At 57.2% G+C, this 13639-nt stretch carries 16 protein-coding genes; 12 read left to right on the forward strand and 4 right to left on the reverse strand.

Going from position 1 to position 13639, the window contains the following annotated elements; all coding sequences use genetic code 11:
• Positions 1 to 738, forward strand: coding sequence for a phosphate signaling complex protein PhoU (phoU, locus tag FKM97_RS02510; protein WP_143957547.1), 738 nt, complete (start codon positions 1 to 3; stop codon positions 736 to 738).
• Positions 735 to 1427, forward strand: coding sequence for a phosphate regulon transcriptional regulator PhoB (phoB, locus tag FKM97_RS02515; protein ID WP_143957548.1), 693 nt, complete (start codon positions 735 to 737; stop codon positions 1425 to 1427). The genes phoU and phoB overlap by 4 nt, the downstream gene beginning before the upstream one ends.
• A gap of 23 nt (positions 1428 to 1450) precedes the next feature.
• On the opposite strand, the gene FKM97_RS02520 is transcribed toward phoB, so the two are convergent.
• On the reverse strand, positions 1451 to 1966 hold the full coding sequence (locus FKM97_RS02520; protein WP_143957866.1) for a GcrA family cell cycle regulator: 516 nt from the start codon (positions 1964 to 1966) through the stop codon (positions 1451 to 1453).
• A gap of 401 nt (positions 1967 to 2367) precedes the next feature.
• Between FKM97_RS02520 and FKM97_RS02525 the strand changes: the two genes are divergently transcribed.
• The 9 genes from FKM97_RS02525 to cobF all read left to right on the forward strand — a co-directional run bounded on the left by FKM97_RS02525 (position 2368) and on the right by cobF (position 11225).
• Positions 2368 to 3558 carry an aspartate aminotransferase family protein gene (locus FKM97_RS02525; protein ID WP_143957549.1) on the forward strand — a complete coding sequence of 397 codons (1191 nt, stop codon included), beginning with the start codon at positions 2368 to 2370 and terminating at the stop codon, positions 3556 to 3558.
• Positions 3559 to 3567: 9 nt separating this feature from the next.
• Entirely contained in the window at positions 3568 to 4503 is a 936-nt protein-coding gene (gene argF / locus FKM97_RS02530) for an ornithine carbamoyltransferase (RefSeq protein ID WP_143957867.1), read from the forward strand.
• Between the two features lie 42 nt (positions 4504 to 4545).
• A complete protein-coding gene (locus FKM97_RS02535; protein ID WP_143957550.1) occupies positions 4546 to 5541 on the forward strand; it encodes an Hsp33 family molecular chaperone in 996 nt (331 codons plus the stop codon).
• 94 nt (positions 5542 to 5635) lie between these two features.
• Positions 5636 to 6652, forward strand: a complete 1017-nt coding sequence (locus FKM97_RS02540) for an LLM class flavin-dependent oxidoreductase (RefSeq protein WP_143957551.1) — start codon at positions 5636 to 5638, stop codon at positions 6650 to 6652.
• 319 nt (positions 6653 to 6971) lie between these two features.
• Positions 6972 to 8360, forward strand: coding sequence for an ABC transporter substrate-binding protein (locus FKM97_RS02545; RefSeq protein WP_246104897.1), 1389 nt, complete (start codon positions 6972 to 6974; stop codon positions 8358 to 8360).
• Positions 8361 to 8505: 145 nt separating this feature from the next.
• Positions 8506 to 9423: a DnaJ C-terminal domain-containing protein gene (locus tag FKM97_RS02550; protein ID WP_143957553.1), complete on the forward strand. Its 918-nt coding sequence runs from the start codon at positions 8506 to 8508 to the stop codon at positions 9421 to 9423.
• Positions 9424 to 9756, forward strand: coding sequence for a chaperone modulator CbpM (locus FKM97_RS02555; protein WP_143957554.1), 333 nt, complete (start codon positions 9424 to 9426; stop codon positions 9754 to 9756).
• A 31-nt stretch (positions 9757 to 9787) separates the two neighbouring features.
• Entirely contained in the window at positions 9788 to 10441 is a 654-nt protein-coding gene (locus FKM97_RS02560) for an MBL fold metallo-hydrolase (RefSeq protein ID WP_143957555.1), read from the forward strand.
• Between the two features lie 16 nt (positions 10442 to 10457).
• A complete protein-coding gene (gene cobF / locus FKM97_RS02565) occupies positions 10458 to 11225 on the forward strand; it encodes a precorrin-6A synthase (deacetylating) (RefSeq protein ID WP_143957556.1) in 768 nt (255 codons plus the stop codon).
• On the opposite strand, the gene FKM97_RS02570 is transcribed toward cobF, so the two are convergent.
• Positions 11211 to 11618, reverse strand: a complete 408-nt coding sequence (locus FKM97_RS02570; RefSeq protein ID WP_143957557.1) for a VOC family protein — start codon at positions 11616 to 11618, stop codon at positions 11211 to 11213. The genes cobF and FKM97_RS02570 overlap by 15 nt on opposite strands.
• 68 nt (positions 11619 to 11686) lie before the next feature.
• Here FKM97_RS02570 and FKM97_RS02575 point away from each other — a divergent pair, with 68 nt between their 5' ends.
• Positions 11687 to 12970 (forward strand): NAD(P)/FAD-dependent oxidoreductase, encoded by a 1284-nt coding sequence (locus tag FKM97_RS02575; RefSeq protein WP_143957558.1) that lies wholly within the window; start codon positions 11687 to 11689, stop codon positions 12968 to 12970.
• A 9-nt stretch (positions 12971 to 12979) separates the two neighbouring features.
• Here FKM97_RS02575 and FKM97_RS02580 read toward each other — a convergent pair whose 3' ends face one another.
• Positions 12980 to 13246 carry a hypothetical protein gene (locus tag FKM97_RS02580; protein WP_143957559.1) on the reverse strand — a complete coding sequence of 89 codons (267 nt, stop codon included), beginning with the start codon at positions 13244 to 13246 and terminating at the stop codon, positions 12980 to 12982.
• A 74-nt stretch (positions 13247 to 13320) separates the two neighbouring features.
• Positions 13321 to 13626 carry a carboxymuconolactone decarboxylase family protein gene (locus tag FKM97_RS02585; RefSeq protein WP_143957560.1) on the reverse strand — a complete coding sequence of 102 codons (306 nt, stop codon included), beginning with the start codon at positions 13624 to 13626 and terminating at the stop codon, positions 13321 to 13323.
• Positions 13627 to 13639: the final 13 nt, after the last annotated feature.

A 13639-nucleotide genomic window follows, 5' to 3' on the forward strand; every position in this document is an offset into this window, starting at 1 on the left:
GTGAGCGAACACATCGTCAAATCATTCGACGAAGAAATCGCTGCTTTCAACACCCGCTTAGCCCAAATGGGTGGGCTGGCTGAGGAGCAACTCGCGGGCGCGATCGATGCGTTGGAAAAGCGCGACGTGGAACGCGCATCGGAGATCATCAAGCGGGACCAGAAGCTCGATGACCTCGAACATCAGGTCGAAGAACGTTCGATCCTGCTCATCGCCAAGCGGCAGCCGATGGCGCGCGATTTGCGGCATGTCGTCGTCGGCCTGCGCACTGCAATGGATCTTGAGCGCATCGGCGATCTCGCCAAGAACATCGCTAAACGCAGCTTCGCCATTTCGGATGGAAGGCCGACATCTGGATACTCCGGCATTAATCAGATGGGGCGGCTTGCTCTCGAGCAGCTCAAGCTGGTTCTTGATGCCCTCGTCCAGCATGATGCAGACAAGGCAATGGAAGTCTGGCGCTCCGACGAAGCTATTGATAGCCTCTATAATGCACTGTTCCGGGAATTGTTGACCTATATGATGGAAGATCCAAGAACGATTGGATCGTGCACGCACCTGTTATTTGCCGCCAAAAATATAGAGCGCATCGGTGATCACTGCACAAACATAGCCGAGAATGTCTACTACTTGGTTCATGGTCAAACTCTTAATGATGACCGTCCCAAGAGCGATACCACGAGTATGACTAATATCCGCTACGCTGGAAATGGTAATAAGACAAGTGTAGATCAATGAACGCATCGATTTTGATTGTAGAAGACGAGGAACCCCTGCAGGTTCTGCTGTCCTACAATTTTGAAGCGGAAGGCTTTCGTGCCCGGAGTGCCATGAACGGGGATGAAGTCGAGGTCCTGGTAGAAGAGGAACGCCCGGACCTCATCATCCTGGATTGGATGCTGCCGGGGCTTTCAGGGATCGAGCTGTGTCGCCGCTTGCGCTCTCGGAGTGAGACACGCGACATTCCCATCATCATGCTGACAGCCCGCGGTGAAGAACAGGAGCGCGTCCGAGGCTTGGCAACAGGGGCCGACGACTATGTCGTCAAACCATTTTCTGTGCCGGAACTGGTAGCACGAGTGCGAACGGTTCTCCGTCGGTCAAATCCGGAAATAGTGGCTGACGTGTTGCGTGCTGGTGAACTTCAGGTTGACCTGAGAACGAGGCGCGTCACCCGCAATGGCCGCGACATCCCACTCTCGCCGACGGAGTTCAAGCTTCTCGAGCATCTTTTGCGGAATGCAGGCCGCGTTTATAGTCGCGAGCAGCTTCTAAACGCGGTGTGGGGTCGTGATATCTACATCGATGAGAGAACGGTCGACGTGCATGTCGGACGTTTGCGCAACGTCCTGAATCGGGGCAAGGAAGCAGACCCGATCAGGACCGTACGCGGGGTGGGTTATTCGTTCGACGAAAGGTTCACTTGATATCCCAGACCCGGGTTTGAAAATCAGGCTGCGCCTCTGACCTTCAGGCGACGCCGATCTTGAAGCGGCTGATAGGCCAAGCGAGCGTGGGTATCGCAATAGGGAAGACCGCTTTTCGGCAAGCATCCGCAGAAGTGGAAGGTTTCGGTTCCCGGCTCACCCAGAGGCCATCTGCACGTCTTATCGCTCAATTGCAGGATACTGACACGATCGCTCGTCGATGTATTCACTTGCCGCAGAGGCATCGGCTTCGGCGCGGGCGAAGCCTCCGCGACGGTCTCAACTTCGACCTTCAGAGCGCTTGATCCCATTGTCGGGAACTGGGTTATTTTACCCGGCGCGCCGTGCGTCCGGCTCTTTACGCGCGGTCGGCTATGCTGCGTTCGTGCTGGCGTCCCTCGGCCGGAGAGGCCCAAGCGGTGAACTTTGCCGATTACCGCGTTTCGAGTGACTTCTCCTAGCTTATTAGCAATTTGGCTGGCACTGAGGCCTTCGTTCCAAAGTTGCTTCAGAAGATCAACCCGTTCATCGGTCCACATTAAAATACCCCGCTGAAAGTGTTGGCAGAATCGCCTGACGCTTGCCGGCGAAAAGATCCACTCCGACGCAAAACGACTATACCTAGTTAAAATGACAATATTTCGTAGTTCCCAGGGATTCACCCTACTAGTTTTGGGGTCTCTTAGCAATCGCGACACCTCGAATCGGAGGGGTTTTCCCCAAGAGGAAATTCTCCGGCGCCCGATATCGGAATTGGTTAATTAAAAGTTACGGGTTGCAGGACTCCTCAGTCCATGTGGCGCTCTGACTCAGGCCCCGGCAATTCGCCCTTCGCGTTGACCTTAGCTCTCAAAAAGCCTATAAAAACTAAGCTTGACCTGGGATTTCAGCCTCATGTGCCGCCGGAACACCGGCGGCACTTTGATTTTTGGAGTGACGAATGGTTGCGGCGGTCCTGCCCACCTATGCTCGCATGCCCGTAGCGTTCGATCGGGGCGTCGGTGCACATCTCTTTACAGCCGAGGGCGAAAGCTACCTCGATTTCGGCTCCGGCATTGCCGTCAACGCGCTTGGCCATGCACATCCTCATCTGGTGCAGGCGCTGAAAGACCAGGCTGAGAAGCTCTGGCATACCTCGAATATCTTCGAGATCCCGGGTCAGCAAAGACTCGCGGAGCGATTGATCGCAGCAAGCTTCGCCGACACGGTGTTCTTCTGTAACTCTGGCGCCGAGGCAATCGAATGTGCCGTCAAGATGGCGCGTCGATATCATTGGGCAAAAGGTGCCCCGGAACGCTATCGCATTGTGACCATCGAAGGCGCGTTTCACGGCCGAACACTCGCGACGATCGCGGCCGGCGGCCAGCAGAAGCATTTGGAGGGTTTCGGACCCCCCGTGGAAGGCTTCGATCAAGTGGCCTTCGGTGACATAGCAGCCATTAAGGCCGCGATCGGACCTGAGACGGCAGGCGTTTTGATCGAACCCATCCTCGGTGAGGGCGGCCTGCGCGTCTGGCCTCACAGCAGCTTGCGCGCACTGCGCGCTCTTTGCGATGAAGAGGGCATCCTGCTCCTCTGCGATGAGGTCCAGTGCGGAATGGGTCGGACCGGGAAGCTGTTCGCGCATGAATGGGCCGGCATAATTCCCGACATCGTCGCCGTAGCAAAGGGTCTTGGCGGCGGCTTTCCGGTGGGTGCCTGTCTGGCGACGGAGAATGCGGCATCAGGCATGGTGGCCGGCACCCATGGCTCAACCTTTGGGGGAAACCCCTTAGCCATGGCAATCGGCAACGCGGTCCTGGATATCATCCTCGCAGATGGCTTCCTCGAAAGGGTCCAGCACGCGTCGAAACTGTTTTCACAGAAGCTGGCACAGGTGCAGGACGAGCATCCTGACATCATCGAGGAGGTGCGCGGAGAGGGCCTGATGCGGGCCGTGAAGTGCAAGGTCCCGAACAAGGATCTTTTGGAAGCCTGTCTGCAGGAGCATCTCCTCACCGTCGGCGGCGGCGACAACGTGCTGCGGCTGCTGCCGCCTCTTATCATTAAGGATGAAGAGATCGAGGACGGCGTGAGGCGGCTATCGCGAGCCTGTACGGCGCTTGCGCGCGGGAACGGTGTCGCAACCTAGGAGGCAATGATGGCATCTCAGCCCCGGCATTTCTTGGACATCCAGGACTTCAAGGCGGACACGCTACGCCAGTTGCTTTCGCACAGCCGCGCTATGAAACAAGCACGGAATGGCAGCTCGCAGGGAGTGGTGGAGCCGAACCGGCCGCTTGACGGGCGTGTGCTCGCAATGATCTTCGAAAAGCCGTCAACACGCACCCGTGTTTCGTTTGATGTTGCAATGCGCCAACTCGGCGGCTCGACCCTCGTCCTTTCCGCCAACGACATGCAGCTCGGTCGCGGCGAAACGATTTCCGACACCGCCAAGGTGCTTTCGCGTTATGTCGACGCCATCATGATCAGAAGCCACAGCCACAGCAATCTGATGGAACTTGCGGAGCATGCTACGATCCCGGTCATAAACGGCCTGACAGATCGCTCTCATCCCTGTCAGGTGATGGCCGATCTCCTGACCCTGGAAGAAAAAAAGGGCACGATTGGTCCCCAGATCGTCGCCTGGAGCGGTGATGGTAACAATGTCGCGAATTCCTGGATCCACGCATCCGCTCGGCTTGGATTTGAGCTGCGGCTGGCCTGTCCGGAGGCGCTGAGCCCTGATCCGATGCTGATGAAGTGGGCGCGCCGGGAAAACGCCAACGTCTCGTTGATGACGGACCCGCGAAGGGCCGTGGAGCAGGCAGACTGCGTCGTTGCAGATACGTGGGTGTCGATGAATGACGCCCATGGCAACAAGCACAATTTGCTCCAGCCTTATCAAGTCAATGCAGCCTTGATGGAACTCGCCAAGCCGGATGCAATCTTTATGCATTGCTTGCCTGCACATCGCGAAGAGGAAGTGACCACAGAGGTGATCGACGGACCTCAATCCGTAGTCTTTGACGAAGCGGAGAACCGTCTCCATATACAGAAGGGCATACTCGCCTGGTGTCTCGGCGCCTCTGCATAATCTAACACGCGCGGGCTTGATCCCGCTGTATATGGTCGAACAATGACTGCACCTTTTACCACCCAAGGCCGGCCTCAGGGAATGAGGACCGGCGACGATATTATACTTCCTTTCGAGGTTAAGCGCCTCGGCGTGCGCGGTCGCATTATTCGTCTGGGCGCGACGGTCGATGACATCATCGGTCGTCATGAATATCCAGCGTCGGTGTCCGCCCTCCTCGCCGAAGCCGTGGCACTCACAGCAATGCTCGGATCATCCCTGAAGTTCGATGGCAAGTTGATCCTCCAGACCAGCACGGATGGGCCGGTGGACCTGTTGGTAGCCGATTTCAACACCCCCGGCGAGGTGAGAGCCTATGCCCACTTCGACGCTGACCGGGTCAAGGAGCTCGAAGATGCCGGCAAGGCGACGCCCGAGGCTCTGATCGGGAATGGCCGTCTCGCCATGACCATCGACCAGGGCGGCGACATGGACCGCTATCAGGGCATTGTGCCCTTGGAAGGAGTCTCGCTGTCCTCGGCAGCCAATGTTTATTTCCATCAATCGGAGCAACTTCCAACCGATGTGCGCTTGGCCGCAGGCCCGATCTTTTCTCGTGGAGAGGGCGGCGTGCAACATTGGCGTGCCGGCGGCATCATGATTCAGCATCTACCCCGAGAAGGGGCAGCCTCCCCCCTCGCTCTTTCGTCGGGCGATATGCCCGGTGATGGTGAAGAAGAGGAGTTTGAAGAGAATGACGACTGGGTGCGCGCCCGTCTGTTCCTAGCGACCGTAGAGGATCATGAGCTCCTCGATCCGACCTTGGCGCCAGAAGTCCTGCTCTATCGGCTCTTCCATGAGGATGGTGTAACGGCATACACGCCGTCGCAGGTGTCTCGTTACTGTCAATGCTCGCGAGAGAGGGTCGCCGATATCGTCACCCAATTCGGATCGGAGGCCATATCCGATATGGTCGAGCAGGGTAAGGTCTCGGTGACATGCGAGTTCTGTTCGACGATCTATGAGTTTGAGTTGCCGGAGCTTGTGAAGACCAGCTAGCAACCGCTGAGGCTTGCAACCAGTCCGGTGAGAACAAATCTACCGTTAACTCGTCGATTCAGACCCGTCGGTGCTCGTCGCGAAAGGAAGAGCAGTGCTTCCAATATCAGTCCTCGACCTCGCCCATGTTCCTGAGGGATCGACGCCAGCCGACGCTCTACGCAACACCCTTGAGCTGGCGCGCCATGTTGAAACCTTGGGCTATGAAAGATTTTGGCTCGCCGAACACCACAATATGGTTGGCATCGCCAGTGCCGCGACCTCTGTCGTCATTGGCTATGTCGCTGCCCATACGACCAAAATCCGTGTTGGCGCCGGCGGCATTATGCTTCCCAATCACTCGCCGATGGTGATTGCAGAGCAGTTCGGGACACTTGCTACCCTCTTCCCAGGACGCATAGATCTTGGACTTGGCAGGGCCCCCGGCACCGATCAGAGGACATTGCGCGCGCTCAGGCGTGACCCAAATTCCGCCGATACTTTTCCGCAGGACGTCCTCGAATTGCAGGCATTGTTGGGACCGGTTCAGCCGGGCCAGGTTGTGCAGGCAGTGCCGGGATCGGATACGAATGTTCCACTATGGATTCTCGGCTCGAGCCTTTTCGGCGCACAACTGGCTGCCATGCTCGGCCTGCCCTACGGTTTCGCCTCTCATTTTGCTCCCGATGCGCTGATGCAGGCCCTCCAGGTCTATCGAGCGAAATTTCAGCCATCGCCTCAGCTTTCAAAGCCCTATGCCATTGTCGGTGTGAACGTGTTCCTGGCCGACACGGATCTCGAAGCGCAGTACTTGTTCACATCAGTGCAACAGACGTTTGCCAATATGTTTCGTGGTGCCCGAGGCAAGCTCCCCGCTCCCATCGACGACATTGAGACCTATTGGAGTCCCATGGAGAAGATGCAGGCAGAACGAATGCTCGCTTGTTCGTTCGTGGGATCAGCCGATACGGTGACCGAGAAGCTGAACCGGTTCCTGGCTCAGACAGGAGCAGACGAACTTATGGTCGCATCCGCGATGCATGATCCGGCAGCGAGGCAGCGTTCCTACAGCATGCTTTCTGAAATCAGGCCCGCCCTCAATCCGTCGACAGCCTTGTTCAAGGCGTCTTGACAGTCAGCGGCGTGGCCGAGAGCTTTCCTGACTTGACCGCCGACATGTTAAATGACCGCGGTCGATCTGCCCAGGTGATGTAGAAAGCTCTGACATGCTACGCGGTCTGAATCCGGCACACTCCGCTTGGGTCTTCTTTTGCAGGACCGCCGTAGCAATCTCCCTTGTATTCGTGGCGGTGGTTCTAAACCCAGTAGGCGCCGAAGCCCAGGACAAGCCACTCGTCATCGCGCGAAGCTTCGATCTGAACTCCCTCGATCCCCACCGGGCCTTCTGCGAAACATGCCAGATCCTGCTCTCGAGCACCTATGAGACGCTCGTGTCCCTGGACGCCGATAACAAGCTTGTGCCCCTCCTTGCGGAAAGCTGGTCAGCCAATTCCGATCAAACCAGGTTCACGTTCAAACTGGCGCCAAACGCTAAATTTTCTGACGGCACGCCCGTAGAAGCGAAGGATGTGAAGTGGTCGTGGGAGCGCTTGAAAAACCTCAAGGGCGCTGCCTCGTTCTTGTTGGAGACCCTCACCTCCATTGAAGCGCCCGACAATGAGACCGTGATTGCCATCATGGGATCGCCCAACTCCGAATTTCTCAATCTCATCGCCGCTCCCTACGCCGCCATCGTGAACAGCGACATCGCTATGGAGAATGGCGCCCGCGCCGGGGTGGATGCACCGACGGCAGATAAGGCGGAAGCCTGGTTCTTGAGGAACTCTGCGGGCAGTGCCCCCTTTGTATTGGGCTCCTATCTGGCCGGTGCCGAGCTACGCCTTAAGAAGAACGACAAATACTGGCGATCTGAGCCAGCGTTCTCCGAAGTGGTCATTCGCGAAGTCAAAGATCCGGCTCTGCGAGCCAAGTTGCTGGACCGGGGCGAAGTTGACATCGCGATGCAGATCGAGCTCGACGCCGCGAAGGCCATAAAGAACCCCGATATTACGGTGCGGGCGTTACCGTCGTTCAGTTTCATCTATTTGGCGCTGTCAGCAGGGGCCAAAGACAATGACGTGCCCCTCACGAAGGAGGTTCGCGAAGCCATCGGCTACGGCATCAATCGAAAGGCTATTCTTGAATTGATGATCGACGGGGAGGGTCAATTGATCACCGCCCCGATCCCCTACGGTTTTCCTGGAGGCACCGGTTATCCAGACCCTGTCTATGATCCTGCCAGAGCAAAAGCCATGCTTACTTCCGCAGGACATCCCAATGGCTTTAATCTCGAAGCCATATTTCCTGATCTCAAAGCTTTCGGAGTAGATTTTCCCCTTTTATTCAAAAGGATTAAGGATGACTTGTCCTTGATTAATGTGAAGGTGAACCTCCAATCGGTGCCCTTCTCCGCTTGGCGGAGCAAAATCATTAAGGACGGCATACCGTTGACGGCGGCATTTTACTCTCCAGACTACTTCGGCACCGCTCAGTTTTTTGAGTATTTCGGAATGATGGAGAAAAGCCCATGGGCGATCTTCGCTCATCTCAAGGACAAGGATGATTTGAACGTCAACGAGACGGAACTCTACAAGGAAGCGCTGTCGTCCGACGCCAGGGCAACAGAGGGGATCTGGCATGAGCTTGGTCTGCATATGATTGACGACAAGATCATCTTCCCCATTATGAGCCCGCATCTCATTCTCGCATACCGGAGCGACATCAAAGGCGTTCGTCACAGCCCCTGCTGTAATCTGCCCCTGTCGGAAATCAGCAGATAGGTTACAAGGCTAGCCGATGCCGTCTGATGTCGATAGACAGGTCGAGACCGGCTACGATGGCTTGAGACGAGGCTTGATTAGCCTGGCTTCAGACCGCATTTGATGTAGGAACTGCGATCATGACGCTGACCAACGAGGGACATCAATGAGCATTGCCGACCCCTATAAAATCCTTGGGGTGGCTAAAGATGCGTCTGAGAAGGACATCCAAAAGGCCTATCGCAATCTCGCAAAGAAGCATCATCCCGATCTCAACCCTGGAAATGCGGCCGCTGAGGCCAAGTTCAAGGAGATCGCCGCCGCCTACGGCCTCCTGAGCGATCCTGAGAAACGTGGCCGCTTCGACCGCGGCGAGATCGATGCCTCCGGAAATGAGCAGGCCACGCAACAGCGTCGATACTATCGTGACTACGCTGGCGGCAGTGGTGCCAATGCTTATTCCAACGATTCTGGCTATGCCGACTTTTCCAATCTGGACGATGTTCTCTCTGAATTTTTCACACGCAACCGCGCCCGGGGTGCCAACATGCGCGGAGCCGACAACCGCTACCGGCTTGAAGTGGAGTTCTTGGATGCGGTCAATGGTGCAAAACAGCGCCTGACGCTCCCGGATGCATCGACGATCGACGTCAATATCCCCGCGGGGACGCGCGACGGCCAAGTCTTGCGGTTGGCTGGGAAGGGCGACGCCGGAATGGGAACGGGTCCGGCTGGCGATGCCCTGATCGAGATCGCGGTTAGGCCTCACCCTCTTTTCACCCGTGATGGCGATGACATCCGGCTCGAGGTTCCCATCTCACTTTCTCAAGCCGTACTGGGCGGGAAGATTCAGGTGCCAACGCCCACGGGGCAAGTGAGCCTGACGCTACCGAAATGGTCAAACACCGGAAAGGTGATGCGGCTCAAGGGTAAGGGAGTGCCTAAACGTGGCGGCACGGCCGGTGATGAATATATTACCTTGAAGATCGTCCTGCCGGAGAAGCCAGACGCGGAGTTGGAGAAGCTGATAGACACCTGGTCAGCAGGGAAGGCTGAAAGCTCGCGCCGTGGAATGGAGGTCTGAATGTACAGCGCCAGAGAATTCACAGCCCGAACCCGGTTGGAACACAGCGTTCTTGAAGCCTGGATCGATGCAGGCTGGCTGATGCCCTCGCGGTCGGGGGACGTCCTGGTCTACACTGAAGTCGACATTGCCCGTGTTCATCTCATTCAAGATCTGTCAGGCGAACTCGGCGTCAATGAAGAGGGCGTCGGAGTTATACTTTCACTGCTCGACCAGATCCATGGCTTGCGCTTCACCATGAGCGAGATGATGTCGGCTCTTTCCGCCCAACCGGACGAAGTCAAGTCGCGGGTCACCTCGGAGCTCCGCCAGATCCGTAAGCGATCGACGTAAGAGCCCCCGCATTCCTCAAGGACTAGACCGTATGTCTCTGCCAAAGCTGCGCGCCGCCATCATCCCCGTGACTCCTTTTCAGCAGAATTGCACCCTTCTCTGGTGCATGGAGACAAATCAGGCAGCGGTTATCGACCCAGGCGGCGATTTGGATCATGTCCTAAAGGCGATCGAACAAACTGAGGTAAATGTGCAGAAGATCGTCCTCACACACGGGCATATCGACCATGCCGGTGGCGCTGCTGAATTAGCTGCGAAGCTCAGCGTTTCCGTTGAGGGCCCCCACCGCGACGATCTTTTTCTCCTTGAGGATCTCGAACGCAGCGGCCGAAGTTACGGACTTGTTGGGTCGAAAAACATGGTTCCGGATCGGTGGCTTGAGGAGGGAGATCAGCTTGCCGTCGGCAATCTCCGCTTCAAAGTCCTCCATTGCCCCGGTCATTCTCCCGGCAGCGTCGCGTTTGTCAATGAAGCCAACAAGTTCGCAGTCGTCGGAGATGTTTTGTTCAATGGCTCGATCGGGCGAACCGATCTACCCAGGGGCGACCACGCCACCCTTTTGACGTCGATCGTCACGAAGCTCATGCCTCTGGACGATGACGTCGCCTTTATCTGCGGCCATGGTCCGACAAGCACCATTGGTCATGAGCGAGCAACCAATCCCTTCCTGCGGGGAGCCGCTTGAAACTCGGGGTGGCAAGATGAGGAGGCTCCTCGTCATCGGCATTGGCACCGGCAATCCCGAACATCTTACCGTACAAGCCATCAAGGCCCTGAACGAAGTCGATGTCTTCTTCGTTATGGAGAAAGGCTCGGAAAAGTCTGACCTGGTAGACGTCAGAAAGATGATCTGCCACCGCTACATCACTGATCATGACTACAAAACGCTCGAAATCGAGGACCCGCCACGCGAGAAAGACGCTGGATCTTACATACAGTCGGTGCAGTCCTGGCACGAGCAGCGCGCTGACCGCTTGGAAACGGCGTTATTGGAGGAAGTGCAGGAAAGCGGTTGTGGAGGCCTTCTCGCTTGGGGCGATCCCACTCTTTACGACAGTGTCATCAGAATACTCGAGCAGCTGAGGGCCCGTGGCAACGTTGCATTCGATTACGAGGTCATTCCCGGAATCAGCAGTTTGCAGATGCTCACCGCTCGTCACCGGATCCCCATGAACCGCATAGGCGAGACAATCCGGATCACCACTGGCCGGCAATTGGCTGAGCGAGCGCAGGATATTGACAACGTGTTTGTCATGCTGGACGGCGACTGCTCCTTTCGCCACGCGCTTGGCCAGGACCTGGACATCTTCTGGGGGGCGTATCTTGGAACTCCAGATGAAATTCTGATCCGGGGCAAGCTCGACAATGTGGCGGAAGACATCCAGCGTCGCCGACGCGAGGCGCGGGAGCGGCATGGCTGGATTATGGATATCTACCTGCTTAGAAGGCCCGGGTCAGCCACCGCCTGATAGGCTCTCCCGTACCACAGCCTCGATCTTGAACCCATCAAGATCCAATACGAAGCATCCGAAGAAGCCCGCAGCATAGAGGGGGCGGGATCCTGGCTCTCCGGCATCTTTCCCGCCGTGCTTCAGTGCAACGGCATGGAAGTTCCGGACTTCGATCCGGTTCTTTGCCCGGAAGCCAATGTGGAGGCCGATGCCTGGCGTGGCCGAGCTCTGTGCCACCCGCCCCAGGATCCAGAAGATCGGCGGAGCGATAGGATCGGGTCCGTACCCGATGGCACCTTCTCTTTCCTTTCGCCGACACAGACCGAGCGTAGCCAGAACCGGATCGTAAAACGCGCCAGCGGCCTTCAGGTCGCGGACAGGAATGGAGACGTGGTCGATGAATGAGGACAACGCATCAGCTCCTTTGCACGCACCCAAGAGTATGCGACTCTAGGATAGACTTGGACAGGGTAGCCACCATGCTGAATGATCTTCGCTCTCACGGACTCTGGGAGATGAGCGCTGCACCCGCCCCATCAACCGCGTCCTTAGTTGGCGACTTGTCAGCAGATGTCGTCATCATCGGCGGTGGGTTTACTGGACTATCCGCTGCATTGCATCTCGCCTCCTCCGGGACGAATGCCGTCGTTCTTGAGGGCGTGGAGATCGGATTTGGGGCATCGGGACGAAATGCGGGCCTGGTCAATGCTGGATTGTGGCTGCCGCCTGCCAAGGTGATGGAAGGTTTTGGTCCCACCTACGGGGATCGAATGCTGACCCTGCTCGGCGATGCCCCGAAGCTGGTATTTGACATCATTGAGCGAAACCAGATCAGCTGTGAAGTGCAGCGTTCCGGCACTTTGCATTGTGCCGTGGGAGCGGCAGGAGTGGAGGAGCTGGAGCAGCGCACCGAGCAGTGGGCGGCGCGGGGCGCCGCAGTCCGCCTGCTGGATGCAGAGGAGACCGCGGCGAAGACGGGTACGACTGTTTTTTCAGCATCACTTCTCGACGACCGCGCAGGAACGATCCAGCCCTTGGGATACGTACGCGGCCTCGCCCGCGCAGCGATCAATGCTGGAGCACAGGTATTCACCAACAGCCCAGTCATCGGGGCAGATCGCCAAGGAACTAAATGGGTCGTTAAAACCAGCTCAGGAACGGTGACCGCCGATTGGATCCTCGTCGCTACGAACTCCTACACCGTATCGCCGTGGAATGAAATTCGGGCAGAGCTTGTTGTCTTGTCCTATTTTCAATTTGCGACCACGCCGCTTGAAGGGAAGCTGCTGGCCTCGATCCTGCCGGAGCGGCAGGGAGCTTGGGATACCCGACAAGTCCTCAGTTCTTTTCGCTTTGATAAGGCGGGGCGATTGATTGTCGGGAGTGTAGGGGCATTGCAGGGGACGGGCGCAACCGTTCATGAGGCCTGGGCCAGGCGGGCGATACGAAAGCTGTTTCCGGACTTTGGCCCAATCGAATTCGAAGCAGGATGGTATGGTCGTATCGGCATGACGAGCGATGATCTGCCGAGACTTCATCGCCTCGACCATAATGTTATCAGCTTCAGTGGCGACAACGGTCGCGGTATCGGACCAGGAACCGCATTCGGTCGCGTTCTCGCTCAATACATCAACGGGGCCATGACGGAGGATGATCTCCCGATGCCGATCACCGATCCGAAATCCCAGAGCTTCGGTGCAATCCGAGAGGCCTATTACGAGCTCGGCGCACAAGCTGCTCACTTCGTGGATGCGCGGTTCTAAATCGCCCGTTCAGTTGACGGGGCCATCATCTCTGTTTGCCGCCACGTCTGCTTCCATCTTGTCAGCCAGGATGTTCAGGGTCTTTCCCAACTCGCGGGCCTGCTCCGCCGTGAGCACACATTGCAGGGCTGAACGCTGTCCCCCCTGCAGGTCGAGCGCATAGACAAGCTTCAAACCACCTGCGACGCCCTGCGAGAAACTTGCGATGTCCCATCCGACCACAGGCACAACTTTTATGTTCCCGTTGGGCAGTGTTTCCCAACCTCTCCATGCCATTCTCAAATCTCCTTGCCTGACCGGAGAGCGGCAGTGGCGTCGCTCCGGTCGTACCCACGCAGCGGTACCCTAAATCAATCACCCAGCAAATGGGTGCCGTGAGTCACTGCCGCTCCCGCCCGAAGCGCCGCGGCCACGAAAACCGTCTCCGCCAGCTCCTCGTCGCTCGCACCGGCCGCTTTGGCTGCTTTCTTATGCACCTCCAGGCAATAGGGGCATTGCGTGGTGAGTGCCACAGCCAGCGCCATCAGCTCCTTGTATTTCTTCGGAATGACACCGTCCGCCAGTGCTGCTTTGTCGAACTCCTGGAATCCCGACATCGCCGACGGTGCGAGTTTGCGAAACTGCGGAAGCCTCGTCAGGTTCTTGACATCGTACATAGTTTCTCACTCC

Source organism: Rhodoligotrophos appendicifer, assembly GCF_007474605.1.
GTDB lineage: Bacteria > Pseudomonadota > Alphaproteobacteria > Rhizobiales > Im1 > Rhodoligotrophos > Rhodoligotrophos appendicifer.